Origin of the sequence: Salmonella sp. WC3 (assembly GCF_042932255.1) — a bacterium.
GTDB lineage: Bacteria > Pseudomonadota > Gammaproteobacteria > Enterobacterales > Enterobacteriaceae > Salmonella > Salmonella enterica.
In genome coordinates, this window is record NZ_CP170629.1 from 3,650,064 (window position 1) to 3,671,684 (window position 21,621).

The 21,621-nt window shown below is 51.6% G+C and carries 25 protein-coding genes and 3 pseudogenes; 12 read left to right on the plus strand and 16 right to left on the minus strand.

The window, feature by feature from the left end:
- Position 1: 1 nt before the first annotated feature.
- The 7 genes and pseudogenes from ACFK9X_RS17885 to ACFK9X_RS17915 form a co-directional block, all read right to left on the minus strand.
- Positions 2-474 (minus strand): annotated as a pseudogene (locus ACFK9X_RS17885) (class I SAM-dependent methyltransferase).
- The gene (locus ACFK9X_RS17890; RefSeq protein ID WP_151117222.1) at positions 474-998 is read right to left on the minus strand and encodes an ead/Ea22-like family protein; all 525 of its coding nucleotides are present in this window, start codon (positions 996-998) and stop codon (positions 474-476) included. The pseudogene ACFK9X_RS17885 and the gene ACFK9X_RS17890 overlap by 1 nt, the downstream one beginning before the upstream one ends.
- A complete protein-coding gene (locus tag ACFK9X_RS17895) occupies positions 995-1,342 on the minus strand; it encodes a DUF977 family protein (RefSeq protein ID WP_000113623.1) in 348 nt (115 codons plus the stop codon). Before ACFK9X_RS17895 ends, ACFK9X_RS17890 begins: the two co-directional genes overlap by 4 nt.
- Before the next feature lie 10 nt (positions 1,343-1,352).
- Positions 1,353-2,102, minus strand: coding sequence for an ATP-binding protein (locus tag ACFK9X_RS17900; RefSeq protein ID WP_000800010.1), 750 nt, complete (start codon positions 2,100-2,102; stop codon positions 1,353-1,355).
- 2 nt (positions 2,103-2,104) lie between these two features.
- Positions 2,105-2,983 (minus strand): replication protein, encoded by an 879-nt coding sequence (locus ACFK9X_RS17905; protein WP_102029592.1) that lies wholly within the window; start codon positions 2,981-2,983, stop codon positions 2,105-2,107.
- Positions 2,984-3,067: 84 nt separating this feature from the next.
- Positions 3,068-3,442: a CII family transcriptional regulator gene (locus ACFK9X_RS17910; protein ID WP_001574095.1), complete on the minus strand. Its 375-nt coding sequence runs from the start codon at positions 3,440-3,442 to the stop codon at positions 3,068-3,070.
- Positions 3,408-3,644, minus strand: coding sequence for a YdaS family helix-turn-helix protein (locus ACFK9X_RS17915; RefSeq protein WP_000869364.1), 237 nt, complete (start codon positions 3,642-3,644; stop codon positions 3,408-3,410). The genes ACFK9X_RS17910 and ACFK9X_RS17915 overlap by 35 nt, the downstream gene beginning before the upstream one ends.
- A gap of 129 nt (positions 3,645-3,773) precedes the next feature.
- On the opposite strand from ACFK9X_RS17915, the gene ACFK9X_RS17920 reads away from it, so the two are divergent.
- From ACFK9X_RS17920 to xis, 8 genes and pseudogenes are all read left to right on the plus strand, one after another.
- Positions 3,774-4,178 (plus strand): transcriptional regulator, encoded by a 405-nt coding sequence (locus ACFK9X_RS17920; RefSeq protein ID WP_001009037.1) that lies wholly within the window; start codon positions 3,774-3,776, stop codon positions 4,176-4,178.
- Positions 4,179-4,428: 250 nt separating this feature from the next.
- Positions 4,429-4,584 (plus strand): annotated as a pseudogene (locus ACFK9X_RS17925) (hypothetical protein); the annotation flags it as partial.
- Positions 4,577-4,735, plus strand: a complete 159-nt coding sequence (locus tag ACFK9X_RS17930; protein ID WP_000917562.1) for a YdaE family protein — start codon at positions 4,577-4,579, stop codon at positions 4,733-4,735. The pseudogene ACFK9X_RS17925 and the gene ACFK9X_RS17930, both read left to right, overlap by 8 nt.
- A gap of 21 nt (positions 4,736-4,756) precedes the next feature.
- Positions 4,757-5,107, plus strand: coding sequence for a hypothetical protein (locus tag ACFK9X_RS17935; RefSeq protein ID WP_001750116.1), 351 nt, complete (start codon positions 4,757-4,759; stop codon positions 5,105-5,107).
- A gap of 126 nt (positions 5,108-5,233) precedes the next feature.
- The gene (locus ACFK9X_RS17940) at positions 5,234-8,161 is read left to right on the plus strand and encodes a RecE family exodeoxyribonuclease (RefSeq protein WP_151116240.1); all 2,928 of its coding nucleotides are present in this window, start codon (positions 5,234-5,236) and stop codon (positions 8,159-8,161) included.
- Positions 8,124-9,280 (plus strand): annotated as a pseudogene (locus ACFK9X_RS17945) (RecT family recombinase). Before ACFK9X_RS17940 ends, ACFK9X_RS17945 begins: the two are co-directional and overlap by 38 nt.
- 42 nt (positions 9,281-9,322) lie before the next feature.
- A complete protein-coding gene (locus ACFK9X_RS17950; RefSeq protein ID WP_001237031.1) occupies positions 9,323-9,562 on the plus strand; it encodes a DUF4060 family protein in 240 nt (79 codons plus the stop codon).
- A gap of 40 nt (positions 9,563-9,602) precedes the next feature.
- Entirely contained in the window at positions 9,603-9,887 is a 285-nt protein-coding gene (gene xis, locus ACFK9X_RS17955; RefSeq protein WP_151117224.1) for an excisionase Xis, read from the plus strand.
- Here xis and ACFK9X_RS17960 read toward each other — a convergent pair.
- The 6 genes from ACFK9X_RS17960 to rseD all read right to left on the minus strand — a co-directional run bounded on the left by ACFK9X_RS17960 (position 9,865) and on the right by rseD (position 14,442).
- A complete protein-coding gene (locus ACFK9X_RS17960; protein ID WP_001007939.1) occupies positions 9,865-11,094 on the minus strand; it encodes a site-specific integrase in 1,230 nt (409 codons plus the stop codon). The genes xis and ACFK9X_RS17960 overlap by 23 nt on opposite strands.
- Before the next feature lie 497 nt (positions 11,095-11,591).
- Entirely contained in the window at positions 11,592-12,071 is a 480-nt protein-coding gene (rseC, locus tag ACFK9X_RS17965; protein ID WP_000589087.1) for a SoxR-reducing system protein RseC, read from the minus strand.
- Positions 12,068-13,024, minus strand: coding sequence for a sigma-E factor regulatory protein RseB (rseB, locus tag ACFK9X_RS17970; protein WP_151117226.1), 957 nt, complete (start codon positions 13,022-13,024; stop codon positions 12,068-12,070). Before rseB ends, rseC begins: the two co-directional genes overlap by 4 nt.
- Positions 13,024-13,674, minus strand: coding sequence for an anti-sigma-E factor RseA (rseA, locus tag ACFK9X_RS17975; protein ID WP_001168374.1), 651 nt, complete (start codon positions 13,672-13,674; stop codon positions 13,024-13,026). Before rseA ends, rseB begins: the two co-directional genes overlap by 1 nt.
- Before the next feature lie 31 nt (positions 13,675-13,705).
- Positions 13,706-14,281 carry an RNA polymerase sigma factor RpoE gene (rpoE, locus tag ACFK9X_RS17980; protein WP_151117228.1) on the minus strand — a complete coding sequence of 192 codons (576 nt, stop codon included), beginning with the start codon at positions 14,279-14,281 and terminating at the stop codon, positions 13,706-13,708.
- A complete protein-coding gene (rseD, locus tag ACFK9X_RS17985; protein WP_014344135.1) occupies positions 14,278-14,442 on the minus strand; it encodes a rpoE leader peptide RseD in 165 nt (54 codons plus the stop codon). The genes rpoE and rseD overlap by 4 nt, the downstream gene beginning before the upstream one ends.
- Positions 14,443-14,705: 263 nt before the next feature.
- Here rseD and nadB point away from each other — a divergent pair, with 263 nt between their 5' ends.
- Positions 14,706-16,328: an L-aspartate oxidase gene (gene nadB / locus ACFK9X_RS17990; RefSeq protein WP_000989187.1), complete on the plus strand. Its 1,623-nt coding sequence runs from the start codon at positions 14,706-14,708 to the stop codon at positions 16,326-16,328.
- Here the strand turns inward: nadB and trmN are convergent.
- Entirely contained in the window at positions 16,313-17,050 is a 738-nt protein-coding gene (gene trmN / locus ACFK9X_RS17995) for a tRNA(1)(Val) (adenine(37)-N(6))-methyltransferase TrmN (protein WP_000083343.1), read from the minus strand. The genes nadB and trmN overlap by 16 nt on opposite strands.
- Before the next feature lie 129 nt (positions 17,051-17,179).
- Between trmN and srmB the strand changes: the two genes are divergently transcribed.
- Positions 17,180-18,514 (plus strand): ATP-dependent RNA helicase SrmB, encoded by a 1,335-nt coding sequence (gene srmB / locus ACFK9X_RS18000; protein ID WP_151117230.1) that lies wholly within the window; start codon positions 17,180-17,182, stop codon positions 18,512-18,514.
- A gap of 17 nt (positions 18,515-18,531) precedes the next feature.
- Here the strand turns inward: srmB and ACFK9X_RS18005 are convergent, their stop codons facing one another.
- The gene (locus ACFK9X_RS18005; RefSeq protein ID WP_001675040.1) at positions 18,532-19,431 is read right to left on the minus strand and encodes a LysR family transcriptional regulator; all 900 of its coding nucleotides are present in this window, start codon (positions 19,429-19,431) and stop codon (positions 18,532-18,534) included.
- A gap of 102 nt (positions 19,432-19,533) precedes the next feature.
- On the opposite strand from ACFK9X_RS18005, the gene eamB reads away from it, so the two are divergent.
- On the plus strand, positions 19,534-20,121 hold the full coding sequence (gene eamB / locus ACFK9X_RS18010) for a cysteine/O-acetylserine transporter (protein WP_024158129.1): 588 nt from the start codon (positions 19,534-19,536) through the stop codon (positions 20,119-20,121).
- 61 nt (positions 20,122-20,182) lie between these two features.
- Here eamB and grcA read toward each other — a convergent pair whose 3' ends face one another.
- Positions 20,183-20,566, minus strand: a complete 384-nt coding sequence (gene grcA, locus ACFK9X_RS18015; RefSeq protein ID WP_151117232.1) for an autonomous glycyl radical cofactor GrcA — start codon at positions 20,564-20,566, stop codon at positions 20,183-20,185.
- 318 nt (positions 20,567-20,884) lie between these two features.
- On the opposite strand from grcA, the gene ung reads away from it, so the two are divergent.
- Positions 20,885-21,574 carry a uracil-DNA glycosylase gene (ung, locus tag ACFK9X_RS18020; protein WP_000179978.1) on the plus strand — a complete coding sequence of 230 codons (690 nt, stop codon included), beginning with the start codon at positions 20,885-20,887 and terminating at the stop codon, positions 21,572-21,574.
- The last annotated feature ends 47 nt before the right edge of the window (positions 21,575-21,621 follow it).

A 21,621-nucleotide genomic window follows, 5' to 3' on the forward strand; every position in this document is an offset into this window, starting at 1 on the left:
GTTAGTCCTTCACAAAAATAATCCAGTGGGTTTTATCGTTCTTGCCGGTGCGCTGGCCAATAATTGGTTTCACGTCAGTAAGCGCCAAAATCTGGCTAACCGGAATCTGCGTTTCGTTCCATTTGAAAATGAGAACGCCGTGTGCCCTCAGCACCCGAAACGCCTCTTTGAATCCGGCGCGGAGGTCAGAACGCCATGTTTTTTGTTGAGTCTCCCGTACTTTTTGCCCATCCAGGCCGTTTGGCCGACACGTTCCAGGTGAGGCGGATCAAACACCACGACCGGAAACGACGCATCAGCGAACGGTAGCGCACGAAAATCAGCAATGAGGTCAGGACTGATGACCAGGCGGCGACCGTCGCACAATATATGCTCCTCGGCGCGGATATCGGCGAATACGGCGCGTTCATCGCGCTTATTAAACCAAAACATGCGCGAGCCGCAGCACATATCCAGAATAGATTGCGATTCCATCACGACTCCTTAACCTTGATGCCAGCGGTGCGTATTTCGTGTATCGCATTATTATTACCAGCACACCAACCCTCGGCATAATCCCGGCTGAATCCGCTCATGTGCATGACTTCTCCAACGCTGAGTTTTGACAGGTTGACCTTCCGCGCCTCCAGTTCTGCCACCCGGCGAGCCTCACGGGTTGCAATTCCCGCGTATTCAATCAGGCGTTGGTCCAGTTCGGCTATGAGGCGTTCTGCTGTATCCAAATCCTCGCCTAACTTCTGCGCCATCCGAAACCAATTGGCGCGCTGTTCCTCTTTGGTTTCCAGCTCATCCAGCAGCGCCAGCATGGTGGCGGGGTTGGCTGCGGCGATAAATTCCGCGTCACGTTTCTCAACAGTATGGGCCAACGTCACTTCTTCACCGCAAAGAGAAAATGGCGTTACCGTGATGCCATTGAACAGTGATGAGGTGCGGCGCCAATTCCCCGGCGTAGCCCTCTCAGCCACTTCACGAAGCGCCCGTTTGTCGATGTTGCTCATTGGGCTCCCCCCTTGTTGATGCTCATTTTGGATGCTCCATAAACCTGCATTACCGGGCTTTTCTCCAGCACCGGCAGCGCTGAAAATCCCGTTACCTGACTACTGCTGTATCGCCTGAGGTCATAATCAATCACCGCACGCTGGTCTCGGAAAATGCCGCAGCGGCCATGACGAATGAAGCCGCCTCGCTCCAGCGCGATACGTAGATATTTCTCCGCCGTGGTTCGGTGCACGCCAAAAATCGCAACGACGTCGTTCGTCGTGATGCGCCCCTGCTCTTTCACCAGACCGATAATCCGCTCAAGAATAATCATCCGTTCGCTGTGTGTTTTAGGTCGGGCCATTTTTAACCCCTTATTTCACAATCCGGAGGTGGCTAACGTTTTTCCGGTAGCTTTCCCAGTCAAAATTCACCCACATCCCTCCGTCCATCTGGAGGCGATCGATAACCCTCGCGCCCAGTGAATCCAACAGCCCCTCGTGGTTAAGATTCGTCAGAACGCCAACAGGTCGCATCGATGAGAGACGGCGATCGATAACCTGATTGAGAATGACCTTCTCACCACTGCTCCCGCGCTGAATACCGACTTCATCCAGTACCAGCAGGTCAACTTTGCAAAGGTCATCAAGCAGGGACGCTTCTGATTGCCCACCGTCGTAGCACTCACGAACCCTGAGCATCAGGTCAGGAATGGTTACCACCAGAACGCTATGACCGCCGGCCAGCAGATGATTTCCGATTGCCGCCGCAAGATGGTTTTTCCCGGTTCCCGGACCACCGCTGAACACAAAGCTCGCAAATCCACTACCGAAGTTCTGGGCATAACTTTTTGCCATCGTGTACGCTTTTCGCTGCCCCTCCCCGCTTACTTCGTAGTTAGCAAACGTACAGCTACGATGGAGATCCTGAATGCCAGATCGCCCGAAAATCTTCTCGGTGCGGGATTTCTGATTCATCCTGTCAAGCTCTTCACTGCGTTTACGCCCTTCGGCTTCCTGCCATGCCCGCCACTCATCAGCAGTCGAGAATTTCGGCTGCACACTGGCTGGGATAATTCTTTTCAGGCGATCAAGCGCACTGCCAGTACCGATTACGTTTTTCATCGTTACCCCCTGAATCCGGTAGGAATGGTTTTGTCTGGCGCAGAAATGTGGTTCACATCTCTGCCAGCTCTTCGGTCGTTGAGAGCGAACTTCGGTTTGAATAGTCCCTGGTAGCCGTTGGCAATGCTTGTGTTGATGACGTTTACCGGATCGTGGCCTTCATCCAGGCACTCCTTCAGAAGCCTGAAAGCTTTTGTTACCGTCAGTTCGGTTTTTATGGGCTTTCCGGATTGCTGGCGGTATGTGACCCATTCGTTCCACGACGCAGCATTCAGCCATTCGGGAACAGGAATACTCAACGGATCAAACTTCACTTTTCCCTTAGGGGGATTAAAGGGGGTTAGATCTTTTATATTTGTCTTTGGAATAATGTCTTTGGTGTTCCCTGTTTTCGGGGATGCCCTTCCCCCTTTTCGGGGATAACTATCCCTGGTTTCGGGTACAGAAATAATCCATGTGGCAATTTCATCATCAGGAAAAGACACCGGACATTTTGAGCAATGTGGCTTGGAATAAGCCCATTTATCCAGGTTTGTATTAATCCCTATGTATCTTGTTTGACCAATACGGCGCAGGATAATGATGTTACGATAGGCAAGACTCAGCACCGCTTCGGATACATGCTTTACCTTCAGTGTTGTCTTATCTGCAATGAGGCTGTTGGCAATACGATCTGATTTTTTCGACCAGCCATAAGTCAGCCGGATAATCGCATTCAAAACACGGAACTCACGCCCCGATAGTTCAACGATACACAAGGCGTCCTGGATCTGATTAGCTAAACGTAAATAGCCATTTTCCAGATCAGCCATACGGCACTCCTGTTGCGTCGGTATCGGCGCAGGGAATTTGTATATTTCAGCGGTATTTGACATACTCATCTCCGCAATTACCTACCGTTTTTGCACCAGAAAGCCGTTGGTGACCCCTCACCGCGGCTTTCGCCTTTTTGGTTGCTGTCATTTTCAGTCCCACCCCAGCGCATCCGGCCTGGCTCGTTCAGCCTTTAGCCCGGCATCAGCGAGAATCTCTACTGCTGTGAGATAGTTTCTGGATACCAGTACCGCCTCCGGTGGCGCGGCCTGAATCCCAAGAAAAGCCAGCTCTTTCGCCATGTTGCAGAAATATCCCTCAGCTTTACGCCTGCTGACTGTCGACTCGCTGATGCCCATATGCTCGGCGTATGATTTCTGCCCTACTGATGCAAGCCGGTTGAGCAGAACACTCTCTATCTCAATCGGGTTGATTTCTGGTGGGTCTAACTTTCGTGCAATTGCGTTCTCCATGGGTAAATATCCTCTATGGTTATTTGGCTGATGCCTCTTGGCTTGGTAAGCCATCGGTTGGGTTTGGGTAGAGATCAGGACGCAGTTCGTGTGGGGTGACTTTCCAGTCAATAGCTCTTGCCACTCGAACTACAAGTTCGCCGGGAACTTTGTTTTTAAACCAGCCGTTAACGGTCTGAGCACGGCGACCAAGTCGGCGTCCCAACTCAGCCTGGCTACACACGGAAAGGATCTTGCGTTGAACAGTTACTTTCATTGGTCGGTCTCATTGAGTGAAGATACAACCAATTATTCAAATTTAATCGATACTGTCAAATTATTTCGATAGCCATACCTACAGAAAAAATCTGTATAATGAAACCATGTAATTGTGCGAGAACGAAAAATGAACTTTGGAGAGCGTTTACAAAGAGTGCTTAATGAGACTGGGATCACCCAATCTGAGTTAGGTCGTAGAGTCGGCGCTACCTCTCAATCAGTTAATGGTTGGTGTCAGTCCGGCATTCTTCCCCGAAAAGATATCTTAGAGTTGTTACCTAAGGCCACGGGTAAGCCGTTGTATTGGTTCTTCATGGAGGATGATGAGGAATCGGATGTGCCTGAACGTCTAACACAAGGTGGTCCAACAGATCTCAATGACCGACAAAAGCGGCTCTTAGAAATATTTGATCAGCTACCGACTGTTGAACAAGACCGTTTTATTGAGCTGGCAGGCGCCAGACTTCAAGAATTAGACGATTTCATGGCTGAATACCAAAGACGCAGAAAAATCGAGCCTCCTTCTCGCTAAACCAGCTTTAAAACTACTAACCGCCTTAACTGGCGGTTTTTTTATGTCATTAATTCACCCACATCTCGCTTTCTTAATCTTCCCTGTAAAATCAATCATCAAATTTAATTGACATATATCGATTGAATCGATAATACTTAACCTATCAAACGCAGCAACGAGTCATCAAGGCAGGACGCCCACGAACTAGCCGCCCGGGGCATACGAAGACCGGAATGAGGTGGAAAAGTTAACGCGCAGAAGGTGATAAACGTTCCGCTGGCCGGCGATAAGGCAAACGAGGGTGAGAATGATTGATTTCGCACGTAAACCAGCTCGACAGCAGGCCGTCCCGCTCAACCGGATTGAGGTTTTAATCCGCCGCCTCTGCTACCTGCTGGCGCAGAAAGGAGATCCGGATGCTTAAACAATGCGGTTACTGCCGCAAATCCATTGATGAAGGCAAAGAAGTAAAAAACACCCTTCTCTATCTCAACGGCTCGCAACTGGCGCGCAAAGAAAAGGAATATTGTTCCAGGCAGTGCGCTGAATACGACCAGATGGCGCACGAAAGTTAAATAGTAGTTCCGAAATATGAAATGAAAAATTCGCCATTAATTTGGCGTGGCTTCCTACACCCTGAATTTAAGACTGGAGAAATTATGGAAATCGTAAAAATAGAAATGAACCTGAAAGCAGTTAATAAGAGCATTGCTTTATTCAATTGCGAAAAGAAAGTCTCAGGCGTTATTCACTCAAATTCAACTGGCGAAACCACTGTGATTCTCGACGGTGGATATGTACTCGGAAAGTTCGACTGTCCTCATTGTGCTGTAGAAGCCATTTCGCTGCTCACAGTCAAGGTAAGTGATGGAGAACAAGCAGGGTTTGGTAATTACCGAAGTTACAAGCTTGATTACTCAGAAAAATTTTATCAGACCATCCATTAAGAAAACGCCCACCGAAGCGGGCGTGCCCTGTCCGGTCCAACCGACCAAAGCGAACCGGACCTAACAACCAGATATATCGGGGTGCTGTTAAGGCACCTCCATTCTACACGAATTGAGGACAAAACAATGAGTGGAATTAATCCTGTATTTTTAGTCCGCAAAGCAAAGAAATCATCAGGCCAGAAAGACGCTGTACTCTGGTGCAGTGATGATTTTGAAGCGGCAAATGCAACACTGGATTATCTTCTGATTAAATCCGGTGCGAAGCTGAAAGATTATTTCAAAGCTGTCGCTACTAATTTCCCTGTCGTTAACGAGCTGCCGCCGGAAGGCGAACTGAGCCTCACTTTCTGCGATTACTATCAACTCGCTAAAGACAATATGACCTGGACGCAAATCCCCGGCGTCACCCTGCCATCATCTGAAGCCGCCGCCGCGGCGCGCCAGCATATCGTCGATGGTGTTGATACCGAAACAGGCGAAGTGCTGGAAGACCACACCGAAAATTTTGGTAACGAAAGCAACAGCCCTGCCCAGGCAACAGCCCCAGCCCCCGAGCTGACTGTTGTCGCAACTATGCCTCTCCGTCACCGCGTTCTTGCTCAGTACATAGGTGAAGGTGAGTATCTTTATCACGTCGACGCCTCCCAGAAAAAAGAAATTCTGCGTCTCGAAATGGACACCGATAATTCATATGTCCAGAACCTGCTGCTTGCCGCCGAGAATGTTGAAGCGTTCAAGAAAGCCATTGAACATGACATTCACAAAATAGTGAATGCCGTTAAAAAAATATTCCCTGTCGATGGAAAAACTCCTGAACTGGCGACTGTTATCCAGTTCCTTAAAACATGGTTCGAGACGGAGCATATCGATCGCGGTTTGCTCGTTAAGGAGTGGGCGAAAGGCAACCGTGTATCGGCTATTCAACGCACTGAAAGCGGCGCCAACGCTGGCGGTGGCAATAAGACTGACCGTAACCCTGATTACGAACATACTCTCGATACTCTGGACGTAGAGATTGCAATGGCCACTTTGCCTATGGACTTTAATATCTATGAGCTACCTGGCAGCGTTTACCGTCGCGCAAAAGAAATCGTAAAGAAAAAGGAAAGTCCGTTCAAAGAATGGTCCGCAGCACTTCGCGCAACGCCCGGTATCCTGGATTATTCCCGCGCCGCTATTTTCGCGCTGATCCGAAGCGCGCACCCTGAGTTTTATCACTACCCCGGACGCCTTCAGGGGTATATCAACGCCAACTTAACGGAGACTGATCACGAGAACCCCACCGAGGAAGCTCTCACGGCTGCCCGACACACTCCGGAAAAAGACGCGGTAGAAGAAGCCAACCGACAGCTTGCCGCCGCGCGCGGTGAATATGTGGAAGGCATCAGCGACCCGAACGACCCAAAATGGGTGAAGACCGGGACAAGCCAGCCGACCACCGAACCTGAACTGGTTAAAAATGTTGGCAACGGTATTTTCGACGTGTCCGCTTTAATGCAGAACTCATCAACTCATGGCACAGAAACGAATCCGGAGACCACCAGCAATGTGCAGGTTCAAAAAGCTGACAGTGATGAAAAACAGGCTGGTGATGCGGTGCAGGCAGGCGAAGGCGATCTGGGTACTGGTAAAGAAGCCGTTACCGTAGAGAACCAGAATCAGGCTGAGACGCACCAGAACAACGATTCTGTGAGCCAATCTGAACCTGAGGCGCAACAAAACGTACCGGAATCGCAACAAGAAGAGCCAGAAGCAGCCTGGCCGGAATACTTCGAGCCGGGCCGCTATGAAGGTGTACCAAACGAGGTTTACCACGCCGCCAACGGGATCAGCTCAACTCAGGTGAAAGATGCTCGCGTGTCGCTGATGTACTTTAACGCGCGTCACGTAGAGAAGACTATCGTCAAAGAGCGCTCTCCAGTGCTTGATATGGGCAACCTGGTACATGTTCTGGCTCTACAGCCGGAAAACCTCGAAGCGGAGTTCAGCGTAGAGCCGGAGATCCCTGAGGGTGCTTTCAACACCACCGCCACCCTGCGCGAGTTCATCGACGCGCACAACGCCAGCCTGCCAGCGCTGCTGAGTGCTGACGATATCAAAGCGCTGCTGGAAGAGTACAACGCCACCCTGCCGTCGCAGATGCCGCTTGGAGCTTCGGTAGATGAAACCTATGCATCGTATGAGCAGCTTCCCGAAGAATTCCAGCGCATTGAAAACGGCACCAAACATACAGCCACGGCGATGAAAGCCTGCATCAAAGAGTACAACGCCACCCTGCCCGCGCCGGTTAAAACCAGCGGCAGCCGTGACGCGCTGCTGGAGCAACTGGCAATAATCAACCCTGACCTGGTCGCTCAGGAAGCGCAAAAATCGTCGCCGTTGAAAGTCTCTGGCACGAAGGCCGATCTGATTCAGGCCGTGAAATCAGTCAACCCGGCAGCGGTATTCGCCGACGAATTGCTGGATGCGTGGCGGGAGAACACCGAAGGGAAAGTGCTGGTCACCCGCCAACAGCTCAGCACCGCGCTGAACATTCAGAAAGCCCTGCTGGAGCACCCGACCGCCGGCAAATTGCTGACTCACCCAAGCCGCGCTGTCGAGGTTAGCTATTTTGGGATTGATGAGGAAACCGGGTTGGAAGTTCGGGTACGCCCTGACCTTGAGCTCGATATGGGCGGCCTGCGCATTGGCGCCGACCTGAAAACTATCAGCATGTGGAACATCAAGCAGGAAGGCCTGCGTGCGAAGTTGCACCGGGAAATCATCGATCGGGACTATCACCTGAGCGCGGCCATGTACTGCGAAACTGCGGCGCTGGACCAGTTTTTCTGGATTTTCGTCAACAAAGACGAGAACTACCACTGGGTCGCCATCATTGAGGCGTCTACCGAGTTGCTGGAACTTGGCATGTTGGAATACCGCAAAACAATGCGAGAGATAGCAAACGGCTTCGACACTGGTGAATGGTCAGCGCCTATCACAGAAGACTACACCGACGAACTGAACGATTTTGATGTGCGCCGCCTTGAAGCGTTGCGCGTACAGGCATAAGGGGAAAATCATGGAAAACACAAATATTGTTACCACTGAGCAGCAGGCACCAAACACCATTTCTGCCAGTAACGCAATTTTTAACGTTCAGGCACTGGGTCAGTTAACAGCTTTCGCTAACCTGATGGCAGACTCACAGGTGACGGTACCGGCACCCTTGCAGGGAAACCAGCCGACTGTATGGCTATCGTCATGCAGGCTATGCAATGGGGCATGAACCCTTACGCTGTGGCTCAGAAAACACACCTGGTTAACGGTGTTCTTGGTTACGAGGCACAACTGGTCAACGCAGTAATCGCAAGCTCCAGTGCCATTCATGGCCGTTTTCATTACCGCTATGGGGGTGACTGGGAGCGCTGCACCAGGACACAGGAAATCACACGCGATAAAAACGGTAAAAATGGGAAGTACACCGTCACTGAGCGCGTTCGTGGCTGGACGGATGAGGACGAGATCGGCCTGTTCGTTCAGGTTGGTGCCATTCTGCGAGGTGAATCTGAAATCACCTGGGGAGAACCTCTTTACCTCTCCGGCGTTGTTACCCGCAATTCTCCGCTATGGGTTTCAAACCCTAAACAGCAAATTGCCTATCTGGGCGTTAAATATTGGGCTCGCCTGTACTGCCCGGAAGTGATCCTCGGCGTGTACAGCCCTGATGAGGTTGAGCAACGAGAAGAACGCGAGATTAACCCTGCTCCAGTCCAGCGCATGAGCGTACAGGAAATCACCAGCGAGGTTAGCACCAGGACCAGCGCGCAGGAGTCGGCAGCTAACGTTGATGCTGTTGCCGACGATCTTCGCGAACGCATTGATACAGCAAGTTCCGTTGATCAGGCAAAAGCAATCCGTGCGGATATCGAATCACAGAAAGCGTTGCTGGGTACTGCGCTGTTCACCGAATTAAAAAACAAAGCAGTGAAGCGCTATTACCAGGTCGATGCACAGAACAAAGTCGAGGCAGTGATCAACTCAATTCCAAACCCTGGCGAACCGGAAGCCGCAGAGATGTTTGCTAAAGCTGAAAGCACGCTTGGCGCTGCTAAACGTCATCTTGGCGACGAACTGCACGATAAGTACCGCGTCACCCTGGACGATATGAAACCGGAATACATCGGCTAATTGCATCGGGAGGGGTTACGCCCTCCCGCCTGAGGAGGTTTTATGCGCCTAATAAATCGCAGTAAGCAATCGCCATTGGGCCGTCGCGCATGTGATGTTGCACTGGCGGCGCATCATGAAAAGTTCGGCGATTACGGCAGACAAAAGCACGTTACCAATTACACCGTTGTAGTGGATGGCGTAAAGGTGCCTGTTGAAGTAGTTAACCGGGCCACCAGCTACGTAGCCACCGCAATGATCGGCGTCCGGAAACTTAGAAATCTGCCAGCACAGGCAAACTGAATATTAGCGATGGCCCGCTGCGGGGCCACTGGAGAAAACGATGAGCAAAAAAATTAGAGACTTTGAATTGATGAGCACCCGCGAAATTTGCTGCCAGCTCAGGATTTCTTCCAGGACGCTGGAGCGTTACCGTAAGCGACCAAGCGACAACAACCCATTCCCGGAGCCTGACTGTTCATATATGGGTGGCTCCAACAAATGGATTAAAACCAAAGTCAATGAGTGGCAGGTCAGGGAAATGTCACGACCAACACGCCGTCCAATGTCGCATCTGAATCTGCCCCGTGACAACAAAGGTCGACTCATCCGGTCTGACGTGGCGTGAACTCCAGAACATCGGGCTCGATGATGCTCATCAGTCGGGCCCACCATTTACTATAAGCTTCTCTCATTTCTTCGATATAGGTGTATTTGTCGTACACCGACCACACTCCAGGCAGTTTGTGCCCGAGCATCATCTCAGCAATATGTGGTTCAGTCAGCTCGGAGAAATTCGTTCGCGCAGTTCTGCGTAGATCATGGATCGTAAAGTGCGGAACCTGCTCGTTATAAGCCTTCAGCATGAACTTAACAAGGTTGCTGCTGATGCTCATATGAAAGCCTTCGCTCATCGGCTTGTCTGCATATTTTGAGAAAACAAAACGGCCTGGCGCCAGCTCAATGGCTCGTTGTATCAGCGGGAGCATTTCAGGGATGATCGGGCGGATTATCGGCTTCTTACTTTTCCGTCCCGTTTTATGATTTTCCCACGGTACGGTCCAGACGCCCTCCTCAAAATCGAAATGCGAAACTTCAGCCTGACGGAGTTCACCGACCCTGCACGCCCATATCAGGGACAATTTATAAAGGATCTTGTTTCGCTCAATAAGGCGGGAATCCTCAATAGCTCGCCAGACAATCGCAATTTCTTTGCGATCCAGTGTTCTCTCCCCCATTTTCTTCTGAATACCAAAATCACGACCGGACATTTCAGAAAGTGGGTTAACCTCAAGCAACTGGCGCTTCACTGCCCATGAGTAGCACTGCCGACCGTTACTAATTACTCGCCGGGTGATCTCAGTGTATCCCTGCGCCAGTCGGTCCAGAACTGTAAGCCAGTTGTGCAGCGTCAACTGATGCGCCGGATACTTACCCAGCTTAGGGAATACATGCAGCTCAAACGAACGCAGTATTTGATCGGATGTTTCTTTCTGAACGCATACCATCGCATGCCATTCTCTGAAAAGTTCCTCGAATGTGTACTGGCTGTTGATTTTAGCTTTATCGAGGCTTTGCCTGATCCGCGGATTTTCTCCCCGGGCAAGAATGGCGGCCCACTTAGTTACCTCTTCGCGCGCGGCCTTCAACCCGAATTCCGGGTAACTGCCGATCGTCATCTTGTCCTGCTTACCCAGGAAACGGAATCGGTAGAAAAAAGTGACGGCGCCCTTTTTGGAAATGCGCACCCACAGACCGTCCCGGTCTGCCTTCTCCTCAACTTTATCGCGTTCGCGCCCGAGGCACGACTTTAGATAACTATCTGAAATAGCCATGATTTATCCCTGCATGTGTCCATCAGAACGGAAGATTCTGTGTCCATCATAGGATATGGACGCACTGGTGGACACAAAAACCATGACTCATGATGTCGTAGGTTGACTGTGCATGCAACCAGTATCATTTTTGTGAGCGCTTATTTTGCGGGGATCTTGAGAGGATTTTGTCGTATGTTTGCGGAGGGTGGCGGGGTATCAATTATCGATGTGAGCAATGATCGAAAAGTTACGTATGTTCTTCATAGAGATAAATTATTATGCCTTACGCCTGGTTGACCAGACTTTAGAGGTCGCTGTTCTGAGCTTAACGTCTGTTTTAACTGAAACGCCGCATTCTACACTACAACGCTAAGGCGAGGAAATGTTCATAGTGTAAGGAGAGCGGGAACTGGAAAACGCCTCGCTTTTTTCCTGTAAAACACCGCAACGCAGGAAAAGCGCATGCTTATCGGGACAACAACCCAACGCGGCAGGTGTACCGTTGGGCAAAACGTTTACTGGCGCGTTTCGATTGAGGTAGTTTCGACGCGAACAAGGTCCGGCGGGAGGGCAACGTTTAAAATCACCGGCTGCCAGGCGTCGCGCTCCGCCAGTTTTCGGGAATAGCCGCGGGCAACCAGAAAACCGCCCACGCCGCCCAGCACGGCCCCGCTTAATGCGGCAAGGTCAGATCCAAACAGCATCTGAAAAAGCGCCGCACAAAGAAATAGCCCCGCTAAAGGCGACATATAGACCAGCAACGCCGAACCTAAAAGGCTTTTTTCGGCGATGCCCAACTCGACTTTCTGCCCCGGCGCCAGCGGCTCCGCGCTTGGCACAACAATGGTATGGGTGGTTTGCGGCCCTAATTTATTCAGCACGCGACTGCCGCATCCCGCACGGGAGGCGCAGCTGCTGCATGACGCTTTAACGTCGCAGCTCACCACCGCCTGACCATTCTGCCAGGAGACAACGGTTGCCCACTCTTTAATCATTGTACTGCCCTGAATTTGATACTGTCGGCAATGCGCTTCGCCGTTTGCGGCGGAAGCTCGCCGACAATGGTGATTTCCGCGTTGTCGCGAACGCTGCTATAAACCGTTCGGCGCCCGGTGCGCAGCATCTGATCGCTGCTGTTTTGCGTCGCCCGGTTCACATTGACGGAAAAGCTAAACAGACCGTCAGAATAAAGCCGCGATTCGATAGGCAGGTTATCCATCGTCGGCAACGGACGACGGCTGCTGGAAACTTCGCTAAAGCCTTGCGGCACCCAGGATGGACTCCAGTTAAATTTCGTTTTTTCGCCACCGGGAACAGAAAGCAGCGGCGGCAGATTCGCCTTCGCCAGCGCCTGCATGTTGCTGCCGATATCCTGACTCACCGTGAACGCAATAACGCGGAACTTCTCCAGCGTCTCGCCATCGCGATCCAGCAGATCAACACGCATCGGCAGTTTGGTGTCCATGTCCATCCAGACGATATAGCTGTAACGCGTACCATCGCGCGCCACAACGCGGATAACTTCGCACAATCTGTCTGCGATACGGGTGCGTCCGACAGAAATAAAGTCGTAGTAAGGCGCCAGGCGCTTAAAGTCGGTGTAAATCAGGGAAGGCAGAGAATCGACAATATAATCACCGTTCAGGGTGAACGGCTCAAGGCCCGGTTCAAAATAACTGATTTCATTACCACGCTGTACGACCTCCCGGCGGGGACCGTCCAACTGTAGCAATTGCGCAAGCGGGCGACCATCCAGGCGTGCGTGTCGATAACGTAGAGATTCAACGCCTTGTTTCGTGATGCTGACGAATGACAGCTCGTAATTCAGTGACTGACTGGCGATGTTCATCTGCTGCAATAACGCCCCGGACGCAGGGTCGGCCGAGGCGTTTGCAGAGAAGAACAGGCTAGCCGCCACAAGGGACATGGCAAACCAAAGTTGCTTCATTACTGCGATTGCGTTCCTAAAGTTTGGATTCCTGGCACCTGTACCGCGGCTTGCTGGGTTTGCGCCTGCTCAAACTGAAGCTGTTCGGAGTGCAGTCGGCGCTGCAGTTCATAGTCCTGCAACATGGCATTAATGCGACGACGCTGCTCCTGTACCTGCTGTTGCTGACTGCCGACAGGCGCTGCTTCAGAAGGCACTCCCAGACTTACCGGGCTGGCTTTCCCCATCATAGGCAGGGTATTGAAAACCGGCGTTTCAGGTTGTTGGGATGTTTCAGATTGCCCATTATAGTGCTGGACACCGACGATAACTGCAAGTGAAACGCACGCCGCCACGCCCATTTGGGTAAGCTGCGCCGCCCACGGACGCACTTTTTTCCAGAACGGCATTTTCTGCCATTGCTGCGGAGCGGGTTGGGCCTCAGGGATTAATGGCGACACCTGACGTACTGGCTCGTTTTCAATAGCGGCCATCACGCGAGCGGATATATCGAAATGGAGAACGTCAGGCGTATCCCCCCGCATTGAATCGCGGATCAGGTGATAACTCTCCCAGGTTTTCTGCATTTCCGGGTCGTGCGTAAGCGCTTTGAGCAGCTCACTATCCAACGTTTCGCCATCCATCAAAGCGGAAAGTTTTTCTTTCTGCATGCCTAATACCTTTTCCAGTATCCCGCTATCGTCAACGCCTGATAAGCGGTTGAACTTTATTATCAATAGCTTCCCGCGCCCGGAAGATACGTGAACGCACCGTCCCCACCGGACAATCCATGATAGCCGCTATCTCTTCATAGCTCAGGCCATCCAGCTCCCGTAAGGTGATTGCCATACGTAAATCTTCCGGGAGGGACTCAATAGTTCGGAAAACTATCTGTCTCAGTTCTTCTGACAACATTAAGTTCTCAGGGTTCGAAATTTCTGTCAGCGCGCCGCCGCTTTCAAAGTTTTCTGCTTCAATCGCGTCTACATCACTGGAAGGCGGACGACGCCCCTGCGCAACCAGGTAGTTCTTCGCGGTATTGACCGCAATGCGATACAACCAGGTATAAAAAGCGCTATCCCCCCGGAAAGAATCCAGCGCGCGATAGGCCTTAATAAATGATTCCTGTACGACATCGGGAACGTCGCCCGATGGCACATAGCGGGAAACCAGACTCGCCACTTTATGCTGGTAGCGCACTACCAGTAAGTTAAAGGCTTTCTGATCTCCCTTCTGGACCCGTTCAACCAGGACCTGGTCCGTTAACTGCTCGCTCATCCGAGGTAATGTCTCCCCAAACCAAATTTCCACGCGCTTTCGAAACGCCACTCCATAAGCCGCACTATGAGCAAGCAACAGGTTAGAGTGTCTATGTTTCGTAAAGTTCCGTTACGCATTTGTTTTTGTTTGTCATGTTGTAGACAGGTCTTATCTTCCATTATAAGTCTACAGATGCTGAACAACGCACTATCTGTACAGAAATGCCCATTTCGTCGTTTGCAGAGTAACCTAACAGCATCTTTATTTCACTACAAAATCCGACGCTAACACCCTGCCCTATAAAATATTTTTTGCCGTTTATCTCTCGCCGTATTTTTATTTTATGTTTAATAAGCACAACACTTTTGAAATCATAACGTGCTTTTTAGCGCCATATAGTGCTAATCTGCCACAACCATGTTTAGTAAATTAAACAATAACCATGATGACAACTCCTGAACTGTCCTGTGATGTGTTAATTATCGGCAGCGGCGCGGCCGGACTCTCGCTGGCGCTGCGTCTGGCTGAAAAGCATAAGGTTATCGTCCTGAGTAAAGGGCCGGTGAGCGAGGGCTCCACGTTTTATGCGCAGGGCGGTATTGCCGCCGTGTTTGATGAAACCGACAGTATTGCGTCGCATGTCGAAGATACGCTGATTGCCGGTGCCGGAATTTGCGATCGCCACGCGGTGGAGTTTGTCGCCAGCAACGCCCGTACCTGCGTGCAGTGGCTTATCGATCAGGGCGTCCTGTTTGATACGCATGTCCAGCCAAACGGCAAGGAGAGCTATCATCTCACGCGTGAAGGCGGCCATAGCCATCGCCGTATCCTTCATGCCGCTGACGCTACCGGAAAGGAAGTCGAAACCACGTTGGTCAGTCGGGCACAAAATCATCCTAATATTCAGGTGCTGGAACGCAGCAACGCCGTTGATTTAATTATCTCCGATAAAATGGGTCTGCCGGGGCCTCGCCGGGTCGTCGGCGCCTGGATCTGGAATCGCAATAAAGAGTGGGTTGAAACCTGTCATGCGAAGTCGGTGGTGCTGGCGACCGGCGGCGCCTCAAAGGTGTATCAATATACTACTAACCCGGATATTTCCTCCGGTGACGGTATCGCGATGGCCTGGCGCGCAGGCTGTCGGGTCGCTAATCTGGAATTTAACCAGTTTCATCCCACCGCCCTTTATCACCCGCAGGCGCGTAATTTTCTGCTTACCGAAGCGCTGCGCGGCGAAGGCGCATACCTTAAACGTCCGGACGGTTCACGGTTTATGCCGGACGTTGACGAACGCGGGGAACTGGCGCCGCGCGATATTGTCGCCCGCGCTATTGACCATGAGATGAAACGACTCGGCGCAGACTGTATGTTTCTCGATATTAGCCACAAGCCTGACGATTTTGTCCGCCAGCACTTCCCGATGATCTATGCGAAACTGCTCGATTTGGGGATGGATTTAACCAAAGAACCGATTCCCGTTGTTCCTGCCGCGCACTATACCTGCGGCGGCGTGGTCGTCGATGATTATGGTCGTACCGATGTAGACGGCTTATATGCCATTGGCGAAGTCAGTTACACCGGCCTGCACGGCGCTAACCGTATGGCGTCCAACTCGTTGCTGGAATGCTTAGTGTACGGCTGGTCCGCAGCAATGGATATCGACAGGCGAATGCCTTCTGTCCACAGCGTTGACGTCCTTCCCGCCTGGGATGAAAGCCGCGTGGAGAACGCCGATGAGCGGGTGGTGATTCAGCATAACTGGCATGAACTGCGCCTGCTGATGTGGGACTATGTGGGCATTGTGCGCACGACGAAACGGCTGGAGCGCGCCCTACGGCGTATTACCATGTTGCAACAAGAGATTGACGAGTATTACGCCAACTTTCGCGTCTCGAATAATTTACTGGAGCTGCGCAATCTGGTGCAAGTGGCCGAACTGATTGTGCGTTGCGCGATGATGCGTAAAGAGAGCCGGGGGCTGCACTTTACGCTGGATTATCCGCAACAACTGGCTGAATCAGGCCCATCGATCCTTTCGCCGTTAACGCCTCACATAAACAGATAAAATGCCTGGGTCAGCGCCGTATAACTTTCAGAATAATGCTGGTCTGACCCGCGAATTACTAATCTGTCGCTAAAGCACTCCCCGGCTTGCGGGGAGAATGCGAGCAAAACCCGGTGCGGCAAGCGCGCTTCGTTTTCCGCAACGTCAGTACGTAATCGCAAATGCCATCCCATGTTGAGCGCTTGCTGCGTAAAAGCGTTACCTATTTGTTCCGGCAAGACTACGCAAAAAAAGCCGTCTTCGGTAATACAATCCGCCGCAATAGCCAATAACGTCTGGTGATCCAGCGTAGCGGTGTAACGCGCCTGCTCCCGCTGCGGCGTGGCGCATTCCACACCGGGTTCGTAATAAGGCGGGTTGCTGATAATAAGATCAAAGCGTACCGTCTGGCGAGGCGCCCAACGCTGAATATCGTCAGTATGCACCGTTATTCGATGCGGCCAGGGAGAGTGAGCCACGTTTTCCTGCGCTTGCATGGCAGCCCCGGCATCCAGTTCCACGGCGTCAATAGGCACATTGTCATCCGTCCGCTGCGCCAGCATTAACGCCAGCAGACCGCTTCCAGTACCGATATCCAGAATTCGCTTTACATCCGCGACCGGCGCCCACGCCCCGAGTAAAATACCGTCAGTTCCCACTTTCATCGCACACCGATCGTGTGCGACAAAAAACTGTTTAAACGTAAATCCGTTACGACGAAGAACGGAGCCAGACTGAGACATGTAAAAACAACCTTGCAAAAAACGGCGACAGCGCCGAGTGAAAACAATACCTGAGAAGGGATATCCATACAAACAGATGAAGATTGCGGCCGTAACGTCTATAATCAGCGCCCCACACAGAGGTAGAACATGACTGTAACGACTTTTTCCGAACTTGAACTCGACGAAAGCCTGCTGGATGCCCTCCAGGATAAAGGTTTCACTCGCCCGACCGCCATTCAGGCTGCCGCCATTCCGCCTGCGCTCGATGGCCGTGATGTACTCGGTTCTGCGCCGACAGGCACCGGTAAAACGGCGGCATATCTGCTGCCGGCGTTGCAGCACCTGCTCGACTTTCCGCGTAAAAAATCGGGGCCGCCGCGTATTCTGATCCTGACGCCAACCCGCGAACTGGCTATGCAGGTTGCCGATCACGCTCGTGAACTGGCTAAGCATACTCACCTGGATATCGCCACGATTACCGGCGGCGTGGCCTATATGAACCATGCTGAAGTGTTTAGCGAAAACCAGGATATCGTGGTCGCCACGACGGGCCGTCTGCTGCAATATATAAAAGAAGAGAACTTTGACTGCCGGGCGGTTGAAACACTGATCCTTGACGAAGCTGACCGGATGCTCGACATGGGCTTCGCTCAGGACATTGAACATATCGCTGGTGAGACCCGCTGGCGTAAACAAACGATGCTGTTCTCCGCCACGCTGGAAGGCGATGCGATTAAAGATTTTGCCGAGCGCCTGCTGGAAGACCCGGTTGAGGTTTCCGCCAATCCGTCAACCCGCGAGCGCAAGAAAATTCACCAGTGGTACTACCGTGCCGACAATTTCGAACATAAAGTTGCGCTGTTGAAGCACCTGCTAAAACAAGACGATGCAACCCGTTCTATCGTGTTTGTACGTAAACGTGAACGCGTCCATGAACTGGCTGAAACGCTGCGTCTGGCAGGGATCAACAATTGCTATCTTGAAGGTGAGATGGCGCAGATCAAACGTAACGAAGGTATTAAGCGTCTCACCGACGGTCGCGTTAACGTGCTGGTCGCGACCGACGTCGCGGCACGTGGGATTGATATTCCTGACGTCAGCCACGTCATTAACTTCGACATGCCGCGCAGTGGCGATACCTATCTGCATCGCATTGGTCGTACAGGCCGTGCTGGCCGCAAAGGCACTGCAATCTCGCTGGTAGAAGCCCACGACCATCTGTTGCTGCTGAAAATCGGTCGCTACATCGAAGAGCCGCTAAAAGCGCGCGTCATTGATGAGCTTCGCCCGACCACGCGTGCGCCCAGCGAAAAGCTGACCGGCAAACCGTCGAAAAAAGTGCAGGCGAAACGCGCCGAGAAGAAAAAAGAGAAAGAAAAAGAGAAGCCGCGCGTGAAGAAACGTCACCGCGATACAAAAAATATCGGTAAGCGCCGCAAGCCAAGCGGTACAAAAATGCAGGAGCAATCCAGCGAAGAGTGATGATAATGCCGGGTTCGTTAACCCGGCATTTTTTTATCTTCCACGGTAAAACACGCCTCCATACACTGTATAAATATCTGCATTGCCGGGCTGACCGCTTTCCCGGCATGATGGGCGCACAGCGCCATGATCGATAGCGACGGCGCGCCAAACGGCAGCTCTTTCAACTGACCGGTACTAAGTTCTCGTTCAACGGTAAAACGTGGTAAAAAGCTGATGCCCAGGTTAGCAGCCACACACTGTTTAATACTTTCAATACTCCACAGTTCAATGGTGTTTTCCAGCGTAATCCGCCTCTGCCGTAGCGTACTTTCAAATAGCTGGCGGAAGACACATTGCGGTTCATTGATGATGAAGCTGCAGGGGATATGCTGATCTGGCTGCGTAAAATCAGCATCCTGTAGCAGTGGAGAGGCCACCAGCGCCAGCGACTGCTCCCCCAGTTGCTGCATCGTGAGCGCGTCATCATTACCTACGCGATAAAAAACGCCCAGATCGACCTCGTCATTCAGCAACGCATCACGTATCACATAGCAATTCAGCGACTGTAGCGACAATTTGACATTCGGCGCTCGCAGCTTAAAACGTTGTAGAACCTGCGGCATTTTGTACGCCAGTAAGGTTTCACCTGTCGCCACGCGCAGCTCTCCGCCGGGTTCCGCATCCTGCCTTGCGGCTTCACGAATCAACTCCATCACACGCGTCAGTTCATGGATATGCGGCATCAGCTTTTTCCCCTCAGTGGTCAGGCACATTCGGCGCCCTATTTTCTCGAACAGTTGCAGGGAAAACTCACGTTCAAGCTGTTGAATATGAAAAGTTACCGTCGACTGAGTGCAGCACAGCTTTTGCGAAGCCCGCAGAAACGAGCCCTCTTCCACTACCGTTTTCAGCGTAATAAACCGACGCAGATCCATAACCACCAACCTATCGAAAATCTCGAATTCAGAATTAAAAAACATTCATTTTTTTAAATATTTCATATCGGGTACTGTCTGCTAAAACAGAGGAGATGACAAGTGACACCAATGCTTTTAAGCGCTTTCTGGACTTATACATTAATCGCCGCCCTTACCCCCGGCCCTAACAATATTCTCGCGCTTAGCGCAGCAACTGCACATGGTTTTCGGCAGAGTATTCGTGTACTGGCAGGTATGAGTCTGGGATTTTTGGTCGTCATGCTGCTGTGCGCCGGGATCGCGTTTTCCCTTGCGGTTATCGATCCGGCAATCATTCATTTGCTCAGTTGGGTGGGGGCTGCGTATATCCTGTGGCTGGCGTGGAAAATTGCCACCAGTCCAGCGGCAGATGAGAATGTCAGACCAAAACCGGTTGGCTTTTGGGTAAGCTTTGGCCTGCAGTTTGTGAACGTCAAAATTATTCTGTACGGCATTACCGCTCTGTCTACATTTGTTTTACCGCAAACGCAGGCGCTGAACTGGGTCATCGGCGTCAGTATATTGCTGGCATTGATCGGCACGTTCGGTAATGTGTGCTGGGCGCTGGCGGGACATCTGTTTCAGCGGGCGTTTCGCCATTATGGTCGCCAGTTAAATATCATTCTGGCGTTACTGCTGGTGTACTGCGCGGTGCGGATTTTTTACTGACCCAAATAAAACAAAAGCGGAAAAGGCCCGGCCTCTTCCGCTTGTTATTACCGGATAAGCCTTACAGGCTTTCGGTAAAGGTACGAGCGATAACGTCGCGCTGCTGTTCCGGCGTCAGGGAGTTAAAACGCACCGCATAACCAGAAACACGAATAGTCAGCTGCGGGTATTTTTCCGGATGCTTAACCGCATCTTCCAGAGTTTCACGACGCAGAACGTTAACGTTCAGATGCTGACCACCTTCAACGCGTACTTCCGGTTTAACTTCCATCGGAATTTCACGGTATTCAATCTCGCCCAGTTTGCTGACAGCCACAACTTCATCTTCAGCAAAGCCGGATTTTGCAACGATGCAGCGCGCTTCGCCTTTTTCGCTGTCCAGCAGCCAGAAGGAATTCAGCAGGTCGTCGTTAGCGGCTTTAGTAATCTGGACACCTGTAATCATGTGATGCCTCCCCAGGCAAAATTATTTGATTTCGGTCGGCCTAATCCCGGCCAATTGGTAAAACCATTGTTGCTTGAGTGTATATATACCCTTCGATCACCCTTCATTCTTTGATTTAAATCAATAAAAACCACACCATAAAAAGGGTGATGAAGAGAATTTATTGTTTTACATCAACTTACACCATTCAGACCTATAAATTTTTTACATAAATTTTCAACTATCTTTTGTAGGTAACCGTTTTTGTAGCACGCAGGATTTTGCACTGCAGAAAGAAGCAGTTAAGCTAAGGGAACTGGAAATTCGCAGGAGAGCGAGATGGCGACTGAGTTAACCTGGCACGATGTGCTGGCTGATGAGAAACAGCAACCTTACTTTATCAATACGCTTCACACTGTTGCTGGCGAGCGTCAGTCGGGTATCACGGTCTACCCGCCGCAAAAAGATGTGTTTAACGCCTTTCGCTTCACAGAACTGGGCGACGTTAAGGTGGTGATCCTGGGACAAGATCCTTACCACGGCCCCGGCCAAGCACATGGTCTGGCGTTTTCCGTGCGTCCTGGGATCGCTCCCCCGCCGTCATTAGTGAATATGTACAAAGAGCTGGAAGCCTCCATTCCCGGCTTTGTTCGCCCCGCGCACGGTTATCTGGAAAGCTGGGCACGCCAGGGCGTACTGTTACTGAATACGGTGCTCACGGTACGGGCAGGCCAGGCGCACTCTCATGCCAGCCTGGGGTGGGAAACCTTTACGGATAAAGTGATAAGCCTGATTAACCAACACCGCGAAGGGGTCGTCTTCCTGCTGTGGGGCTCGCACGCCCAGAAAAAAGGCGCGATTATTGATCCACAGCGCCACCATATTCTGAAAGCCCCGCATCCCTCGCCACTCTCTGCGCACCGTGGATTTTTTGGCTGTAACCATTTTGCGCTAACGAACCAATGGCTGGAACAACACGGCGAGAAAACTATCGACTGGACGCCAGTATTACCGGCTGAGAGTGAATAACGTTGGCGACTCGCCGTTTTATCGCCCGAATAACGGCGCGAAAGCGC